Origin of the sequence: Bacillus swezeyi, from assembly GCF_001969815.1 — a bacterium.
Taxonomy (GTDB): domain Bacteria; phylum Bacillota; class Bacilli; order Bacillales; family Bacillaceae; genus Bacillus; species Bacillus swezeyi.
The window spans coordinates 57,094-75,415 of the sequence record NZ_MRBK01000025.1; the positions used below are offsets into that span (position 1 = coordinate 57,094).

12 protein-coding genes and 2 pseudogenes are annotated in these 18,322 nt (G+C 43.2%); 7 read left to right on the forward strand and 7 right to left on the reverse strand.

Annotation, left to right across the window (positions count from 1 at the left end; genetic code table 11):
• Positions 1–314 precede the first annotated feature (314 nt).
• Positions 315–1,364 carry an NAD(P)/FAD-dependent oxidoreductase gene (locus tag BTA30_RS18185; RefSeq protein WP_076762709.1) on the reverse strand — a complete coding sequence of 350 codons (1,050 nt, stop codon included), beginning with the start codon at positions 1,362–1,364 and terminating at the stop codon, positions 315–317.
• A gap of 373 nt (positions 1,365–1,737) precedes the next feature.
• On the opposite strand from BTA30_RS18185, the gene desA reads away from it, so the two are divergent.
• The 5 genes from desA to BTA30_RS18210 all read left to right on the forward strand — a co-directional run bounded on the left by desA (position 1,738) and on the right by BTA30_RS18210 (position 7,215).
• Entirely contained in the window at positions 1,738–2,796 is a 1,059-nt protein-coding gene (desA, locus tag BTA30_RS18190; RefSeq protein ID WP_076762710.1) for a Delta(5) desaturase DesA, read from the forward strand.
• Positions 2,797–2,920: 124 nt separating this feature from the next.
• Positions 2,921–4,033: a two-component sensor histidine kinase DesK gene (gene desK / locus BTA30_RS18195; RefSeq protein ID WP_076762711.1), complete on the forward strand. Its 1,113-nt coding sequence runs from the start codon at positions 2,921–2,923 to the stop codon at positions 4,031–4,033.
• Positions 4,034–4,052: 19 nt separating this feature from the next.
• Complete coding sequence (desR, locus tag BTA30_RS18200; RefSeq protein WP_076762712.1) at positions 4,053–4,652, forward strand: two-component system response regulator DesR; 600 nt, start codon at positions 4,053–4,055, stop codon at positions 4,650–4,652.
• Positions 4,653–5,377: 725 nt separating this feature from the next.
• A complete protein-coding gene (locus BTA30_RS18205) occupies positions 5,378–6,394 on the forward strand; it encodes a helix-turn-helix transcriptional regulator (protein ID WP_076762713.1) in 1,017 nt (338 codons plus the stop codon).
• Positions 6,395–6,420: 26 nt separating this feature from the next.
• A complete protein-coding gene (locus BTA30_RS18210; protein WP_076762714.1) occupies positions 6,421–7,215 on the forward strand; it encodes an SDR family NAD(P)-dependent oxidoreductase in 795 nt (264 codons plus the stop codon).
• A 1,237-nt stretch (positions 7,216–8,452) separates the two neighbouring features.
• On the opposite strand, the gene BTA30_RS18225 is transcribed toward BTA30_RS18210, so the two are convergent.
• From BTA30_RS18225 to rhaB, 6 genes and pseudogenes are all read right to left on the reverse strand, one after another.
• The gene (locus BTA30_RS18225) at positions 8,453–9,607 is read right to left on the reverse strand and encodes an iron-containing alcohol dehydrogenase (protein WP_076762722.1); all 1,155 of its coding nucleotides are present in this window, start codon (positions 9,605–9,607) and stop codon (positions 8,453–8,455) included.
• Positions 9,608–9,913: 306 nt separating this feature from the next.
• A complete protein-coding gene (locus BTA30_RS18230) occupies positions 9,914–11,203 on the reverse strand; it encodes an MFS transporter (protein ID WP_076762716.1) in 1,290 nt (429 codons plus the stop codon).
• A 73-nt stretch (positions 11,204–11,276) separates the two neighbouring features.
• The gene (rhaM, locus tag BTA30_RS18235) at positions 11,277–11,591 is read right to left on the reverse strand and encodes an L-rhamnose mutarotase (protein WP_076762717.1); all 315 of its coding nucleotides are present in this window, start codon (positions 11,589–11,591) and stop codon (positions 11,277–11,279) included.
• A gap of 27 nt (positions 11,592–11,618) precedes the next feature.
• Positions 11,619–12,440, reverse strand: coding sequence for a rhamnulose-1-phosphate aldolase (gene rhaD / locus BTA30_RS18240; RefSeq protein WP_076762718.1), 822 nt, complete (start codon positions 12,438–12,440; stop codon positions 11,619–11,621).
• Between the two features lie 15 nt (positions 12,441–12,455).
• A pseudogene (gene rhaA, locus BTA30_RS18245) lies at positions 12,456–13,695 on the reverse strand (L-rhamnose isomerase).
• A complete protein-coding gene (gene rhaB, locus BTA30_RS18250) occupies positions 13,679–15,142 on the reverse strand; it encodes a rhamnulokinase (protein ID WP_076762719.1) in 1,464 nt (487 codons plus the stop codon). Before rhaB ends, rhaA begins: the two are co-directional and overlap by 17 nt.
• A 224-nt stretch (positions 15,143–15,366) precedes the next feature.
• Between rhaB and BTA30_RS18255 the strand changes: the two are divergent.
• Both BTA30_RS18255 and amyE read left to right on the forward strand, forming a co-directional pair.
• Positions 15,367–15,468 (forward strand): annotated as a pseudogene (locus tag BTA30_RS18255) (RNA polymerase subunit sigma-70); the annotation flags it as partial.
• A 427-nt stretch (positions 15,469–15,895) separates the two neighbouring features.
• Positions 15,896–17,896 (forward strand): alpha-amylase, encoded by a 2,001-nt coding sequence (amyE, locus tag BTA30_RS18260; protein WP_076762723.1) that lies wholly within the window; start codon positions 15,896–15,898, stop codon positions 17,894–17,896.
• The last annotated feature ends 426 nt before the right edge of the window (positions 17,897–18,322 follow it).

Sequence of the window (18,322 nt, forward strand, 5' to 3'; positions counted from 1 at the left end):
ATAGTGGACATTATAGCAAAAGCGATGCTCCCCTAAAACTTATGGCGGATTCTATGTACTCTTTTATAATTTCAATGTTAAAGGAAAGAAGCAATCAATTAGTATCCTTCTTCATCCATTATGACTGATCTTATAAAAGCAAAACAATGACAGAAATCGAAAACATGGACGCCTTCGGTTTGTCCCGCCCTGCTTAGATTCAATATATGTATAAAAGGTGAAATCAGTTTAAAATTAACAAAGGGCGTTCCGCGGTCTGAAATATCAGAGCCGGCGAACACCCTTTTGACTTACGTTTTGTATTTGAGTCTTAGCTACCCAAACATCTTCTTCACAAGCTCGCGGTTGCGCTCTTTGAAAACCTCGTTATGCGATGACACCATCGCGCTCTTGTGCGCTTCAGGATCAATAAAGCGCTTGGCGCTGTTCACCGCGTTTGCTGCATCCTGAAACGCTCCGGCGATCAGGTGCAGTTTGCCTTCGTAATGCAGGATATCTCCCGCCGCATACAGCCCTGGCACCGAAGACTGGCAGTTGGCGGTACCCGCGATAAAATAGTCATCGACCCGGGTAATATCCAGCCGGCTGTTCTCCAGCAGCGATTTGTCGCGTTCATATCCGTGGTTAATAATCACCTCGTCCACAGGCAGCACTGTAACCTCACCGGTTTGAGCGTTCGTCAGCTCCACGCGTTCGATCGCCTCATGATCGTCCGAAGCGATCAGCTTTGTAATCTCGGTATGGAAGAAGCAGCTCACCGAGCTGTTCAGAAGCTGATCCACCTGGGCCTCATGCCCGCTGAGCGCTTCTTTGCGGTAAGCGAGGTAGACCTTCTTCGCTACAGGCTCAAGCTCGTTGGCCCAGTCGACAGCCGAATTGCCGCCGCCTGATACAATAACCGCTTTATCTTTAAAATGCTGCAGTGACTTGACCGTATAATTCAGATTTGACACTTCAAAACGCTCTGCCCCTTCAATCTGAAGCTTTTGCGGATTCAGGATACCGCCGCCCACGGCAACGATGACCGTCTTGGACAGATGCACGCCCGTTGCAGCCGTATGTAATTCAAACAGCCCTTCTTCATTGCGGGCAATTGAGTCCACTTTCTCATTCAGCAGCACTTCGGGATGAAACGTTAATCCCTGCTGCACCATCTGTTCAATCAGCTTGGCTCCCGGAATCGGTGTTTGCCCTCCGATGTCCCAGATCATTTTTTCCGGATAAACGTGAACCTTTCCGCCCAGCATCGGCTGATATTCAATAATCTTTGTTTTCATTCCCCGCAGTCCGCTATAGAAGGCGGAATATAATCCAGCCGGTCCTCCGCCGATAACAGTCACATCAAACACTTCATTCCTGCTCATGGCTCTTCACTCCCAGTATATATAGTGCATGGCTTATTAAAAGTTCATGTCGCCATACCGCAAATGATTATCATTATCACTTAGTATACTTTAGACTTCTTCAATTTTACAATCGATTATTGAGAAAAAATTCACCTTTTGGTCATTCCTAATTTCTTGAAAATAAATATCTTAGAGTTCTCTACATTTATTAAATCTGTTAAAGCAAACATCAAAAATCCTTTTTACAAGCTACTTTAGAACGGCATTTAACGCAAGCCAGACGAGGGTACATGACAAGTGTCATGTATGAAGCATGATGTGTGCTACTACAAAAGACTTCTCTCATTGGCGTATACTTAACCGAGACCCATTAATGAGAGGATCCTTTACTATGACTGAACAAATTATTGCACATAAACAAAAACAGCTAACAAAACAAGTTGCTGCTTTTGCTCAGGCTGATACCAAAAACAGTCTGATTCAGCTCTTCAATACGTTTATTCCTTTCTTCGGACTGTGGTTTCTTGCATATCTGAGCCTCAATGTCTCCTATCTCCTTACTTTAGGATTAACAGTGATTGCCGCAGGGTTTTTGACTAGAATTTTCATTATTTTTCATGACTGCTGCCATCAATCTTTTTTCAAACAAAAGCGCTATAACCATATTCTCGGTTTTCTGACAGGTGTTCTGACTTTATTTCCTTATCTTCAATGGCAGCACAGCCATTCGATTCACCATGCGACCAGCAGCAACCTGGATAAGCGCGGAACGGGTGATATCTGGCTGTTAACGGTAACCGAATATAAAGCCGCACCTTTGCGAACAAAAATCGCATACAGACTTTATAGAAATCCGTTTATCATGTTTATTCTCGGACCGATTTATGTTTTTCTGATCACAAACCGTTTTAACAAAAAAGGTGCAAGACGGAAGGAACGTGTGAACACATACCTCACGAACCTTGCAATCGTGGCATTGGCTGCTCTATGCTGCCTCATTTTTGGCTGGCAATCGTTTTTGCTTGTACAGGGTCCGATCTTTCTGATCTCCGGTTCTATCGGCGTTTGGCTGTTTTATGTTCAGCATACATTTGAAGATTCTTATTTTGAAGCGGATGAAAACTGGAGCTATGTTCAGGCCGCTGTGGAAGGAAGTTCATTTTATAAACTCCCGAAACTGCTTCAATGGCTCACAGGCAATATCGGATACCATCACGTTCATCATTTGAGTCCAAAGGTGCCTAACTATAAACTAGAAACAGCACATGATCAACACGAACCATTAAAAAACGTCCCGACCATCACTTTAAAAACAAGCCTGCAATCACTTGCATTCCGCCTTTGGGATGAAGAAAAAAAGAAATTTGTGACATTTCGGGACATCAAAACAAAATCTATCCACCTTCCGCCTGATTTAACAGAAAAACAGCAACTGCGGAAGAACGCCTGACGATTAGGGGGTCTTCTTATACAACAAGAAGGCTTCCTTTTTGTTGTGTGAAGATGCAATGACACTCTGGCAATGGTATGGTAAAGTTACGTTTAAGATGAAAAGCTGAAAATGAGGTTATATCATGGTCAAAAAGCATTTTAGATTTCAAAAACTAAGCGGGATCACGCCATATATATGGACGATATTTTTTATCCTCCCCTTCTACTTCATATGGAAATCATCATCTACATTTATTATCGTCGTCGGCATCATTTTGACGCTTTTATTTTTTTCGATATACAGATTTGCTTTTATCTCAAAAGGCTGGGCCGTTTATTTGTGGGCGTTTACTTTAATCGGCATTTCAACCGCCTCGATTATGCTGTTCAGTTATATTTATTTTGCTTTTTTTATCGCATATTTTATAGGAAACATTAGAGAACGCGTTCCTTTTCACATTTTATATTACGTTCATTTAATAAGCGCAGCCGTCGCTGCCAACTTCAGTCTCGTGTTAAAAAAAGAATTCTTTCTGACACAAATTCCTTTTGTCGTCATTACGTTGATCAGCGCGATTTTATTGCCATTCAGTATCAGAAGCCGCAAGGAGCGCGAACGGCTGGAAGAAAAACTCGAGTATGCAAATGAACGGATTGCCAATTTGGTGAAGTTAGAAGAACGGCAGCGGATTGCCCGCGACCTCCACGATACACTTGGACAAAAGCTGTCTCTTATCGGTTTAAAAAGCGACTTGGCGAGAAAATTAATAGACAAAGATCCCGAACAAGCAGCGCGTGAGCTGAAAAGCGTTCAGCAAACTGCGAGAACTTCTTTAAATGAAGTAAGAAAAATCGTATCCTCCATGAAAGGCATCCGGCTCAAAGATGAAATCATAAACATCAAACAAATTCTTGAAGCAGCTGACATTGCGTTTATCTATGAAGATGAGAAATTGCCGGACAACATCTCATTGCTTAATGAAAACATTTTGAGTATGTGCTTAAAGGAAGCTGTCACAAATGTCGTCAAACACAGTCAGGCTAAAACATGCCGTGTTGACATTCAGCAGCTTTGGAAAGAAGTTGTCATTACAGTGGCTGACGATGGAACGTTTCAAGATGAAGAAAAGTACTTTTCAAAAGGACATGGCTTACTCGGTATGAGAGAACGGCTTGAATTTGCAAACGGGAGTCTTCACATCGATACCAAAAACGGCACCAAGCTTACTATGACAATCCCTAATAACTCAAAATAAACAAAAAAGGATGGCTTACATGATTCGTATATTTATTGCGGAAGATCAGCAGATGCTGCTGGGCGCTTTAGGATCGCTTCTGAATTTAGAAAATGATATGGAAGTCGTCGGCAAAGGAACAACCGGACAGGATGCCGTTGATTTCACAAAAAAACATCAGCCTGATATATGCATTATGGATATTGAAATGCCCGGAAAGACGGGGCTTGAAGCTGCTGAGGAATTAAAAGATACAGACTGCAACATTATCATCTTAACCACTTTTGCCCGCCCTGGCTACTTTCAGCGAGCCATTAAAGCCGGTGTTAAAGGCTATTTGTTAAAGGACAGCCCGAGCGAAGAGCTCGCGAGCGCCATCCGCAGTGTCATGAACGGAAAGCGTATCTACGCACCTGAATTGATGGAGGATATGTACAGTGAGGCCAACCCTCTCACAGATCGAGAAAAAGAAGTGCTCGAACTTGTGGCTGACGGAAAAAACACAAAAGAAATCGCCCAAGAACTCAGCATCAAAAGCGGGACGGTGCGAAATTATATTTCAATGATTCTTGAAAAGCTTGAAGTGAAAAATCGAATAGAAGCCATTACTCGTTCAAAGGAAAAAGGCTGGTTTAAATAAAAAGAGGATCTTGTCATATCTCCCAAGGTCCTCTTTTCTAATCAGCCGCTCCCCACGGCGAAAACAAGCAATATGCCGCCGCCACAAGAATGAGCATGACGACAGCTTCACCTGCTTACAAGGCGTTAAAGACGGGCCTGTACTCTGTTTTGCGCGAACGCAGCTTCCCTACATGAAGCATGACTCAAAAAGGAAAGAGAACGGTCAAAGATAACCAGCTGTTTATTAATTATTCTTATGATTTGCCATTTAAAAATCGCCTACCTTCTTATAAATCCAACTTATTCCACGAGATTTTCATAAAAACTAAACCACAGGAAACATTTAGCAGGAAAACTTCAACAAATAACTGCTTATTACTTGAATTAGTTGGTAGACTTTAACCATTGCTCATTCCACTCTGATCTTTCTTTTCATTTGAATGTGCAAAGCCGCCAGTTTTGATCTCCAGGATAAAATCCTTTCATCTCTGTTTAAATTGCAAAGTCTCCCCCTCGTATTAGAGGTTAATGATAGAATAAAGCGCCGGCTGTAGCGATAGAAGCAGGCTTGGTGTACCATTACCAACAGACTTATTCGGCGTAATCGGCAAGTAAAATGTCGCACTTTGCTAGTTACACAGCGCCATTGGATAGGTAAAGTAATAACTGTCCCGTCTACAAGGCAGGACGTAATCACAGCCAAAACTAGCGAATGTGCAGAAAGCTAAAGGAGTGCTCATCTGTATGACATCTCATACTCGTATTAAAATGCCGGCAGGATTTTGGGCAGGATTGCGTCAATTAGGGATTGCCGCCCATGACGTGATTCGAAAAGCACGGCTGCCGCTCACCATGATGACTGAACCAGTAGTCACTACCGCCCAATATTTCGCGATCTGGCAGGCTTATTCCGATCTCATTGATGACATTGCCGAAGGAATCATCAAGCTTACGGCCGCCTTTGAAACAGCACATTACCCACCGGCCGTCTTAGCGACTTACCATGCTCGTGACTACCGCGATGCTCTAAAGCGAATGGCCCGGTACAAACAACTGTGTCCTCCCGAAAGCTTGCGCATCACCGAGGAAGGTGAGCACTGTACAATCGAACTGGAATGGCTGGATAGCGAGCAACCCGGTCCCCCGATGCTGGCTGGTATCACACTGGCATTTCTTCTGGAGCTTGGGCGCCGGGGCACAGGTCAGCCTTTGACGGCGAGGTCAGTCGAATTTTCGCACCCAATGGGTGACGTACAAGCACTTGAAGCTTACTTCGGCTGCCGTATCCAGATCAGTGCAAAGTGTAACCGGTTGACGCTGCATCGAGGAGATCTGGACCGCCCCTTTGTCTCGTACAACGCAGAGTTGCTGGAAATTCTGACTCCTGTACTGGATCAATCGTTGAATGAACAGCAACGCAGCCTCTCAATCACCGAGATGGTCAAGTGGATCATGAAACGCAGCCTAACAGGAGGACGCCCTGACATTCAGACTGTCGCGAGCGAGTTGGGAATGAGCGATCGCACCTTGCAGCGCCGGCTTACTGACGAAGGCACAAGCTTCAAACAGCTGTTGACACAAGTCCGGCATGAGCAGGCGCGAGAGTACTTGGCAGACCCTTCGCTCGATATTAAAGAAGTGGCCTTCCTGATTGGATATGAAGACCAGAATTCATTCTACCGGGCCTTCCGCCTTTGGGAAGGTGATACGCCTTCAAATTGGCGTACTGAACATTGTGGTACAAACCCGATAAATGATTGACTTTGAATGAAAAGGAGAAATGTATGATGGAGATGGGATTAAACAATAAAACAGCTCTTGTTACCGGATCAACGAAAGGTATAGGTAAAGCAATTGCCATTGAGCTTGCCAAAGAAGGTGTGAATGTACTCATTAATGGCCGAAATGATGAAGATGTAGAACGAACAGTAAATGAAATCAAATCAGATTTCCCGGCTACCTCTCCTCAAAATGCTGCAGCCGATATTGTCGATATTGAACAAAGAGAAGCTTTATTTGAAAGATACCCCAATATAGATATTTTAGTTAACAATATGGGGATTTATGAAATCATGCAGTATGAGGACATTGACGATGAAGTCTGGGAAAAATACTTCCGTACGAATGTTCTTGCCGCAAATGGTTTATCTAAATTTTATTTACCTAAAATGTTGAAAAATAATGATGGCCGTATTATCTTCATTGCGAGTGAAGAAGCCATTATGCCTTCAGGACAAATGCCTCAGTATTGTATGACAAAATCAATGCTATTATCATTGTCAAAAAGCCTATCTAAATTAACAATAGGAACAGAAGTTACAGTCAATACGATCATGCCGGGACCGACACTTTCTGAACATGTGCAGCAAATCATTGAGGATATGTACCCTCATGAAGAGATGACGTTTTCAGAAAAAGAGAAAGAATTTATGGCTGCAAACCTGCCTCAATCTGAAATACAGCGATTTATCAAGCCTATTGAAATAGGCAGACTAGCTGCATTTGTGTGTAGTCCTTATGCATCCTCATTTAAAGGTTCTCCAATCCGAATGGATGGGGGGATGGTACCTACTGTTTTTTAACATTTTCTATTCTAAATATTATTTTGGATTAACCCTGACCCTGGAAATAAATAATGAAAAGTTTTGCAGCTCCTGAATGGGAGCTTTTTTATGCAATGGATCAATTAGAAAGAGACTGGCAGATTACAGCCCCTTTTCCCTAAGCATTAACACACTTGCGCTGACATATTAAAATACTAATTTAAACACAAAGAAAATAATTAAAGTTGTGACGACTTGGCTCCATATAAATAACACATACACATTACGAATTTGCTTATCCTTATAAAATTCACTTCGCTTACGAAAACTCACTTGATTTTTCTCTTCGAAATGTTTAATAACTAAATACTCAGTAGCAAAACAAGTGAAATTGGCAAGAAATAAGAAAATTAACGTTAAATACAATCCATTCTCTCCGCCTATGAATGCTCGCGAAAATGATAAGATTGTCAATCCAAGAAAAATATACGAAAAGTAGAATTTTCTCAAATAACTCATGATCCCTCAACCCTTTATTAAAATTTACACATGACTAGCATAATGTGCTTCCTAAATAATATAATGAATGTTTTTCCATGTTAAGGATGTACTGATATATGTCATCCTTTTGATACCAATTGACTTCCCCAAGTGTAAAGCTTTTTGTTTTATCGCCAACTATTTTGGCTTAAAGCAAAAACGGATAACCTCTAAGTGCTAACAAATCGGAAAAACGAAGACGGCATTAACACCATCGTCAGGCATCAGAGAAAAAGAAATCATCGTCGGCCGCTTCGGCCTTGATTTAAAGAAAGAAAAAACATCGTGAAATGACGAAGGAGCTGGGGATTTCGCGGAGCTATGTGTCCCGGACCTGAGAAGCTGCTGATGAAGATGTTTCATGAGTTTTATCGGACTGAGAAGGAAGGGGCCGGAAAATAAAATTCTGGACCCTTCCCCCGGTTTAGACGTATCAATCGTTACAGCTTAATCTTGAAGTAGAACAAGCACAGAATCTCGTCCAGTTTTAGAATCAATTTTAGCATTCATTCCTGTTTTTCCATTTGAACCAGCGGCCCGGCTGTTTCATCCCGTCACATTGCACAGCCACTTGGCGCAGTGAGAACCTTTTATGGCGCAAAACCTTTAACGAATAAATCTAACGAGAAAGGCTTTCGGTTACATACCAACGGCAGAAGGCTGCCTCCATCTAGCAGGTGTGGGAGATCTGCATGGTCATAAATTATGCCATTAGCGCCTTAATATCTGATCATGATCATAGAATTTGTTCAAACATTTTGATCGTTTCTTCTTTCGTTGGCATAAACGGATTTCCCGGCGCACATGCATCGAGCAGACTGTTTTCCGCCAGTTTATCCAAATCAACATCTGTCAATCCAATTTCGGACAGTGTTTTAGGGATGCCGACTTCCTCGGATAAGCGTTCAATTTGCATAATGACATATTCCGCACACTCCGCATCGTTAAGTTCTTTCACGTCTGCTCCAATTGTTTTAGCTATTTTGCGAAATTTTCGCGGGACATATTTGGCATTCTCTCTTTCAACGATCGGCAAAAGCATTGCGTTGCAGACGCCATGCGGCATGTTATAGACTCCGCCCAACTGGTGAGCCATGGAATGGACAAAGCCTAATCCTGCGTTATTAAACGCCAGGCCGGCAAGGAAAATAGCATGCACCATCTGCTCACGCGCTTCTATGTCCTGACCGTTCTTCACGGCGCGGGGCAGATATTCGAAAATCAACTCAACAGCTCCCAGCGCCAGCGTTTCGGTTACCGCATAGCTGCCAGGTGTAACAATCGATTCGATTGCATGGGTCAGCGCGTCCATTCCTGTCGCCGCAGTCAGCTCTTTCGGCTTATTGATCATAAGAGCTGGATCATTAACCGACAACTGAACCAAGCTGTTTTTGTCGACCATGACCATCTTAACCTGTCGCTCTTCATCTGTGATGACATAATTAATCGTTAATTCACTCGAAGTACCGGCAGTCGTATTAACCGCGATGACCGGAAAAGAACGGTGGATCGATTTATGCCCCCCCTCATAATCGCGGATATGTCCTCCGTTTGTTTTGATAATCCCGATCGCTTTCGCACAGTCCTGAGGAGAACCGCCGCCAATCGACAAAATCACGTCACTGCCCGACTCATTGAGCAGTTCAAGGCCGCGATGCACGATAGCACTTGTCGGATTCGGCTGCACTTCATCAAACAGGCTGCAGGAGACATTGATGCCGTCCAGAACATCCAGCACCTTTTGCACAATTCCCGTTTTCACCAACACTTTGTCCGTAACGACAAATGCTTTTTTATACCCAGCTGCCTGAACGAAATCACCCATTTCATACAGGCATCCTTGACCTATTAAATTGACGGATGGAACATAAAATGTTTTACTTGTCGTCATTTTTATCGACCTTTCTGGTTTTTTATTGACTTGCGGCTTTTTAAACCATAAATCGCAATATACAACGAGAAAACAAGCCATAAGTCTTTTCTAGCAACTTCAAAATAGCGAAGTATTAGAGACAACATCTTGACATCGTTTTGGATTTGTCTAAACATGTGGGAAAACATCTCGATGAATGGTGTCGGTGACATTTTGAAGTAAGGTCTCCGGATTTCAACGAATACAGATGCTTTCGGCCACTTGGTTTATCCATCTATAAACACTACTAGCCTGAACCCTATTAACCCACCAGAACAGTATTGTTCAGTTTCCGATACCGGCATCCGTTCCATAGCGTTCCTGTTGAATGTTCTCCAACGATTTTCCACGTGTTTCAGGCGCCAGAAGTACCCCGATGATGACATGCAGAACCAGAAAACCAATCATAATCAGTCCGGAAGTTTTGAAGCCCAGTTGCGAAATCATAACCGGAACGACGAGAGAAATCAGGCCCACGCCGATGCGGACGAGGAAAAACATGAAGCCTTGCGCTTTGGCGCGATAGCGGGTATGAAATAATTCACTAGACCACAAGCCATAAAAAGCTTGCGCTCCGAAGCCGGCTGCCACACCCCAAAGGAAGACAAACAGCCAAAGTTCTGTTATGCCCATGCCGCCGAATACAAGCACAGCCCAAGCTGCTATCCCCATGATCGCTCCGATCGAGAACAGAAATTTCCGATTTACTTTGTCACCCAACTTGATAAAAACAATGTATGTTGACAGTACCGTAAATATCCAGAGAGTTCCCTGCAGCAAGTTTGCCTGCGCGGCGGAAAGCCCCCCGACAGTTTCATAAATAAACGGCATGAAATATCCCATTGTTCCTGCGACCAGGTTCCAGAAAAAATAGATTCCTACAAGGAAGACGAGCGCTTTCAAGTTTGCTTTAACCGTAAACAGCTCTTTGATGCCGCTTGACTCCACATTGCCTTTTAATTTACCTGCTTGTTCACGCTCTTTTTCTTCTGTCCATATCTTAGACTCATTGATTTGCTGTTGCATGATCCAAGTGATTAAAGCGATTACAAATAGTAATAAGAAAATGATACGGCTGCCCAGCAGATTGAGCGGAGCAAGAAACACGGACAGAAACAGCGCAATTGCCGGTCCTACTGACCATGCTAATTGTCCCCATCCTACACGTGCTGCCCTTTCCCCGTCAGGAGCTTCCTCCGCAATATAAGTCCATGCCGCCGGAATACCCGCACCAACGGCAATACCTGTAATGATATAACCAATTAGAAGCATTGGGAAATTAACTGAACATGCAATGAGCAAAACACCCAGCATATAGACAATCAGATCGTACTTGTAAATGAATTTCCGACCGTATTTGTCTACCAGCGCCCCGCCAATCAATGCTCCGACCGCCGCACCAAATCCGTTGGCGCTGAGGGCTCCAAGGAGGCCTACTTTATAATCGGACAAGTGCAAGTAATTGACCCATAGCGACAGGCCGCCAGCTCCAGCCACAATCGAACCGGCTTCCAAAAAATTCGACATAGCGACAGTGATCGTTGATTTCAAACTGCCTTTCGATGAATCGGACATGATTCTTTCCCCTTTCAGGAATAACTGTTATTCGCAGAGGTGTGTTCACGAAAGCGGGAACACGGAAAAGAAATTACCGCAAATAAAATACCTGTTTTAAGTCTGTCGATACCGGGCTGTTGTCCACATTCGTCTTCATTAACGGCGCCATGTAATCCCACCATTTACGGCAGATTGCCGTATCAGACATTTGCGTCCATTTGTCTTTGTCCTCAATTTCCAAGTAAGCAAACAGCTGACCGGACTGTTCGTCCAGAAAGATACTGTAGTTATGTGCGCCATGAGCCTTCAGTTCCTTCTTCATTTCAGGCCACAATTCATCATGACGCTTCGCATATTCCTCATAATGTTCGGGAAAAAGGTACATGATACTCGCTACGCGGATCAAACGGCATTCCTCCTGTCAGAATATGAATTAAACATGTAATACTCCAGCGCGGGGCGTCACTTGAAATGCGTCTGCCAAGTCCTGAAGCTGGCGGTCTGTAATTGTTTGTTTAATACCGCCCTGTGAGCAAACGGCTGTATATACCTCGGCTCCTTTTTCAGCGGTCTCGATTAAGCCGAACGTATCGTCCATTGTCGGTCCTGCCCCGAAGATACCGTGATGAGGCCATAAAACAATACGCATATCGGCCATTTTCTCGGCGGTTGCCTTACCGATTGAATCCGTACCAGGCACCATCCAAGGAATGATTCCGACACCTTCCGGAAACACAACCAAGCATTCCGTGCACATTTGCCACAACGTGCGTGTAAACTCTACTTCATCAAGATCATGCGTAAATGTCATCGCAATCAAATGGGTTGCATGACAATGAATTATTACACGGTGAGTTGGGTCAACAGATAAACGCTTCGTATGGTTCATCAAGTGAGTTGGAAGCTCGCTTGTTGCCAGTCCGCCGTCTTCAAAACCCCACAATAGTTCGTAAGCGCGGCCATCTTTGGCAATACGGATGATGCCGAGATTCAGGGCAGGCGCATCAATCACGTTTTTAAAGTACTTTCCTGACCCGGTTACGATAAAATAACATCCAGCCAGAGCGGAAGCGTCAAAATTCATTGGAACTACCCGTCTCACACTGTTCAGATCGAGATATGGAGCCAGTTCTTCTTCGTTCAGCAAATAACTGATGTTTCCCCCATTTCGTTCATCCCATCCCAAACGGTACAAGTTAGAGGTGGTTTTCGTCATTTCTTTCATAAATGGTGCAGTTAAAATATCCAGCATCATAATCTAACTCCTCCTTCAAATTGCTCTATGTTTCAATACACTTTCTTCGTACTGTTTAACTTCCTGCAGCCATTGCTCACGGACTGGCACACCTTGCTGCTCACAGAAGTAATCCCATACTGTGCCAAACGGATACATTTTCAATTCTTCACGCAGCGCGAGACGCGACGTATAATCACCCGCAAGTTCCATCTGCTTCAACTGATCGGTCGGTTCAAGCATAGAGCGCAGCAACGCTTTTTGCATGTTCCGTGTTCCGATAACCCCATGCGGCAATCCGGTTAATGCTTGCGTCAAAAAAGTCAAGGCCGATCGCCGTCTTGGGCAGCAGATCATGTGTGATCAGTTCACGTGCGATTTCAAGCAGCTCGTCATCGAGCGTAACAACATGGTCGCTGTCCCAGCGTACAGGACGGCTCATGCAGCAGCATGCCGTTAGCGAATATAGACAAGGCAGAAAGTTTGTTGGATACAACCTCTGTTGGGTGGAAGTGTCCGGCATCTAGGCAGATCAACTTGTTACGGGTTAAACCATATCCCATATAAAATTCATGTGAACCAACCACATAGCTTTCGGAACCGATCCCGAACAACTTGCTTTCTATAGCATCCAGATTATAGCGTTCATCAATTTTTTCAGCGAAAACTTTATCCAGTGCCGCTTCAAGCCGCTTCCGAGGCCCTAAACGGTCTACCGGGACATCCTTGAATCCGTCAGGAATCCAGACGTTTGTAATACATGTTTGCCCCGTTTCTTTTCCGAAGTATTCCCCTACTTTTCTGGCCCGTTTGCAGTGTTCAATCCAGAATGAACGAATGTCCGAATTCGGATGGCTCAATGTAAACCCGTCGGCCGATTTCGGATGTGAAAAACATGTTGGATTAAAGTCCAGTCCCAATCCCAGTTCTTTTGTCCAAGATACCCATTTTTCAAAATGGCGGGGTTCCGATTTCATGAAGATCAACTTTTTCTTCTGTATCCATGTCAATCGCATGCAGATTCAGCTTATGCTTTCCGGGAATAAGCGAGAATGCTTTTTCCAGATCCTGACGCAGCTCTTCCGGAGTGGTCGCCACCCCTGGATAGTTACCTGTAACAGATATCCCGCCGGTCAATTCTTGATCTTGATTCATAAAACCGCGTACATCATCACCTTGATCCGCTAATTTCTTAATCACTTCCTCTGTTTCGATTGACATGAGACGCATACAACTCTTTTGCCTGCTGGTAATTTTGCTTAATTAACGTACTCATCATTTGTTACCTCCTTAAATTGTTTTACCAGTTTTTCGCGATCCAGAGTCTGCGGCTCAAACTTGTTAATTTCAAATGAACTCCGGATGAGCCGTCTGGCTTCCTCGATTGACGCCACCTCTCCAGCCGCCATCATCTGCACCAGTACGTTGCCAATCGCCGTTGCCTCCGTAGGTCCGGCATATACGGTTTTTCCACTTACATCGGCGGTCAGCTGATTGAGATAAGCGTTATTTGCTCCGCCCCCGACAATATGAAGGCTTTCAATGGATTGGCCTGTCAGCTCAGTAAGCTTGTTCATCGCAATGGCATAAATAATCGCTAAATTCGAGTAAACACATCCCGCAAGCTCACCTGCTGTTTTTGGAATCTTCTGATTCGTGCTCGCGCAGTATGCTTGTATTTCAGCCACCATATTGTGTGGATTCAAAAAGCGGTCTTCATTGAAATTAACAAATTGCTGAAATGGCTTTTCCTTTTTGGCTTCAACAACGAATCTAGCAAAATTGTAATCTTGCGGCAGTATTCTCCGAATTTCTTGCATCACCCACATACCGATGATATTTTTGAGAAAACGCGTCGTCTTGTTCATTCCGGCTTCGTTCGTAAAAGCTTCCTTGAAAGCCGCTTCGGTTACAATTGGATGTGCCGATTCAATCCCGATCAAAGACCAGGTGCCACTGCTAAGGAAAGCCCAATTGTTTCCTTCTCCGGGCGTACCGACAACGGCCGATGCCGTATCGTGGGAAGCTACAGTATACACATCACAATCGGGAAGGTCGTAAGAAGGAAACAAGGTTGGATCCAGCTTGCCGATGAAAGTGCCTGGTTCCACAATCTCGGGAAACTGATCGGGCTTTAAGCCAATAACTTTTAACAGTTCCTCGTCATATGTGCGTGTTTGCAAATTAAAGAGTTGCGTTGTCGAGGCGTTTGTTACCTCCTGAACAGCTTTTCCGGTAAGCCGGTAATTCAGATAGTCAGGAATTAAAAGAATTTGCTTGGTTTGTGCCAGCTTATCTTTTTCTTCTTCATACAATTGATACAACGTGTTGAATTGGAGAAACTGGATGCCTGTCTTGCGGTAAATTTCTTCCTGCGGAATTTTGCTGAATACCTTTCCCATCGTTTCCGCCGTACGTGAATCCCGATAAGAAAACGCTTCCTGCAAGCGCTTTCTATCATCGCCAAGAAGGAGATAATCAACTGCCCAAGTATCAATCCCTACCATACAACTGTTATGCCCGTGAGATTTCACAATCGCCAGTCCTTTAATGGTCTCCGTTAACAAGTGGTCTATGTCCCAAACACATTTTCCATGGTGGTTGGTGGAGCCATTGGCAAACCTGTGAACTTCTTGCAGCTGCAGTTTTCCCTCCTCCATGCTGGAGAGTATGAGTCGTCCGCTGGAAGCGCCTATATCAACAGAGACGTATACTTGATTCATTTCGCTTTCACCTTACCTTTCACATCTTGAGGAATGTGTATTGTAACCTGCAAGTCTAGATTAATCCTAAAACAAAAATAAATCAACACTAATAACTTTGTTTCATTTGTATTTTATGTGTATTTTTTTGTTTGACAAAAAAAGAACAGTGTTATGCAGTCTAAAAGTACATAACTATGTTCACTCAGCCTCACCAATGTCCTCAAATCGGAAACGAAGACGTCATCGACTCCTCAGACCGTAGTGAAAAAGGAGTCATCATCGGCCGCTTCGGCCTTGATTTGAAGAAAGAAAAAACGCAGCGCGAAATTGCAATTGGGATCTCTTTTGGACATAACTCTTGAGGCGGTTTGACCAGCTCCTTTTTCCTCCGGATTCCGCACAAACTTTCGCAGCACGCGGTGCCATTGCTAATCATTCTTCTGATTTGCTGAACAAATATTGTGGATGTTTTTTTGCTTTCGTCAAATCTTTCAAAAACCCTCCCATCCGAACTGGGTCGCGATGCCGGGTTGCTGGATCAATCCTCTGGGTGTTTGAATGAAGATAAGAGAATGATTGCTTGGAATCACTCTATCAAGTTGTATTAATAGATATCATGTGATAACTTAAAATGTAAGCGCTTAACTAAAATTATCCAGTCTTCACAAGAGTTTGAAAGGAGGAAAGGGAAGAATTGAGTACGAGGGGTTTTTGACCGTCAGAAAGTCTTTAAAAATGAAAAAAGAAACAAGGAGTGTTTGAATGTTCGGAATGTTTAAAAAACTATTAAATACCTCTTTACTTCCGATTTTCGCTGGATTATTTTTATTGTTTCATTTGATTTTAGGAGGACCCGCGGCAGCCAATGCCGGGTCAACGAACAAATCTGATGAGTATACTGCGCCATCAATAGAAAGCGGAACCATTCTGCATGCTTGGAATTGGTCGTTTAACACTTTAAAAAATCATATGAAAGATATTCATGATGCGGGATATACAGCGATTCAGACGTCTCCGGTAAACCAAGTGAAGGAAGGAAATAATGGGGATAAAGGAATGGCGAACTGGTACTGGCTCTATCAGCCGACCTCTTATCAGATTGGCAACAGTTACTTAGGGACTGAAAAAGAATTTAAAGAAATGTGTGCCGCGGCTGAAGAATATGGTGTGAAGGTCATTGTTGACGCAGTCATAAATCACACAACAAGTGACTATGCTGCAATATCGAGTGAAATTAAGAGTATTCCAAACTGGACGCATGGAAATACACAAATTAAAAATTGGTCCGATCGAAAAGATGTTACACAGAATTCATTGCTGGGGCTGTATGATTGGAATACACAGAATACACAAGCACAGTCATATCTAAAAAATTTCTTAAAGAGAGTATTGAATGATGGTGCCGCCGGGTTTAGGTATGACGCGGCCAAACATATAGAGCTTCCGGATGATGGTGATTACGGCAGTGATTTTTGGCCGAATATGACAGATACATCTGCAGAGTTTCAATATGGAGAAATATTACAAGACAGTGCCTCCAGGGACGCTGCATATGCGAATTATATGAATGTAACAGCATCTAACTATGGGCATACCATAAGGTCTGCTTTAAAGAATCGTAATTTTAGTACGTCGAATATCTCCAATTATGCATCAGATGTACCTGCAGATGATCTGGTCACATGGGTGGAATCACATGATACGTATGCCAATGATGATGAACAATCAACATGGATGAGCGATGATGATATTCGCTTGGGCTGGGCGGTTATTGCTTCTCGTTCAGGGAGTACACCTCTCTTTTTCTCCAGACCTGAGGGCGGCGGAAATGGCGTAAGATTCCCTGGAAAAAGTCAAATAGGTGATCGCGGGAGTGCCTTATTTAAAGATCAAGCCATTACAGCGGTCAATAAATTTCATAATGTAATGACTGGAAAGCCTGAGAAACTCTCTAACCCGAATGGAAACAACCAGATATTCATGAATGAGCGCGGATCTGAAGGCGTAGTTTTGGCGAATGTAGGTTCATCATCGGTTTCTATCCATACTTCAACAGATTTACCTGATGGTGATTATGATAATAAAGCCGGGGATGGTTCGTTTAAAGTAACGAATGGTAACCTTACAGGTACGATCGGCAGCAGAGCTGTGGTCGTTCTTTATCCTGACGATATCGCAAATGCACCTAATGTCTTCATCGAGAACTATAAAACAGGTGTGACACATTCTTTTTATGATGATCAACTGACGGTCACTCTGCGTGCAGATGCTAAAACAACAAAAGCTGCTTATCAAATAAATAATGGTGATGAGGCAGAGTTTAAGGATGGAGATCGATTAACCCTTGGAAAAGGAGAACCACTTGACACAACATACAAGGTCACTTTAACAGGAACGAACAGTAATGGAGTAAGCAGGACAAATGAATACACTTTTGTTAAAACAGACCCATCTTCCGTAAAAACAATTGGCTATCAAAATCCAAATAATTGGGGCCAAGTAAATGCATATATATATAAGGAAAATGGAGGTCAGGCAATAGAATTGACCGGATCTTGGCCGGGAAAAGCAATGACTAAGAATGCAGATGGAATTTACACTCTGACGTTACCAGCTGATACTGATACAACCGGCGCCAAAGTGATTTTTAACAATGGCAGCACCCAAGTACCCGGAATTAATCAGCCTGGATTTGAGTATGTGCGAAATGGTTTATATCATGACTCTGGCTTAACGGGTTATCTGCCTAATTCAGGTCGGACATTCCGTTAACATCAATCAGCCTAAGTGAAAAATCGCTTACTTTATCTGATGGAGCAGGCCAAGCGGCCTGTTCTTTCCTCTATTATAGTCCATTTTTAAACTGTAATAGAACCTTCCTTAGAACTTTCCGCAGTTTATCCAATAGGAAAAAAATAAAATAGAATAGAAAAAAATTGAACAACAAATTAAATACTTGAAAACCAAATAACCATTCTCCGGAATAACCAAACCACTCAGCTGGATAACCAAAAAAATAATGAGTCTCAGAAAATTCATTATCTGTTCGAAGTCCTATTCCAGGAATAAGAGATAAGCTAACAATTGTAATCAAGCTTAGAAGAGAATATACTTTCTTTCTCGCCTGTTTCATATTATTTCCTTTTATGTAAATTTGTATAGAATTAGATCATTTTATATAACATTATAACATACGTT

Bases quoted from the DNA above. Each gene is read 5' to 3' on its own strand.
- BTA30_RS18185 (WP_076762709.1), bottom strand. From the start codon at position 1,364: ATGAGCAGGAATGAAGTGTTTGATGTGACTGTTATCGGCGGAGGACCG.
- desA (WP_076762710.1), top strand. From the start codon at position 1,738: ATGACTGAACAAATTATTGCACATAAACAAAAACAGCTAACAAAACAA.
- desK (WP_076762711.1), top strand. From the start codon at position 2,921: ATGGTCAAAAAGCATTTTAGATTTCAAAAACTAAGCGGGATCACGCCA.
- desR (WP_076762712.1), top strand. From the start codon at position 4,053: ATGATTCGTATATTTATTGCGGAAGATCAGCAGATGCTGCTGGGCGCT.
- BTA30_RS18205 (WP_076762713.1), top strand. From the start codon at position 5,378: ATGACATCTCATACTCGTATTAAAATGCCGGCAGGATTTTGGGCAGGA.
- BTA30_RS18210 (WP_076762714.1), top strand. From the start codon at position 6,421: ATGGAGATGGGATTAAACAATAAAACAGCTCTTGTTACCGGATCAACG.
- BTA30_RS18225 (WP_076762722.1), bottom strand. From the start codon at position 9,607: ATGACGACAAGTAAAACATTTTATGTTCCATCCGTCAATTTAATAGGT.
- BTA30_RS18230 (WP_076762716.1), bottom strand. From the start codon at position 11,203: ATGTCCGATTCATCGAAAGGCAGTTTGAAATCAACGATCACTGTCGCT.
- rhaD (WP_076762718.1), bottom strand. From the start codon at position 12,440: ATGATGCTGGATATTTTAACTGCACCATTTATGAAAGAAATGACGAAA.
- rhaB (WP_076762719.1), bottom strand. From the start codon at position 15,142: ATGAATCAAGTATACGTCTCTGTTGATATAGGCGCTTCCAGCGGACGA.
- amyE (WP_076762723.1), top strand. From the start codon at position 15,896: ATGTTTAAAAAACTATTAAATACCTCTTTACTTCCGATTTTCGCTGGA.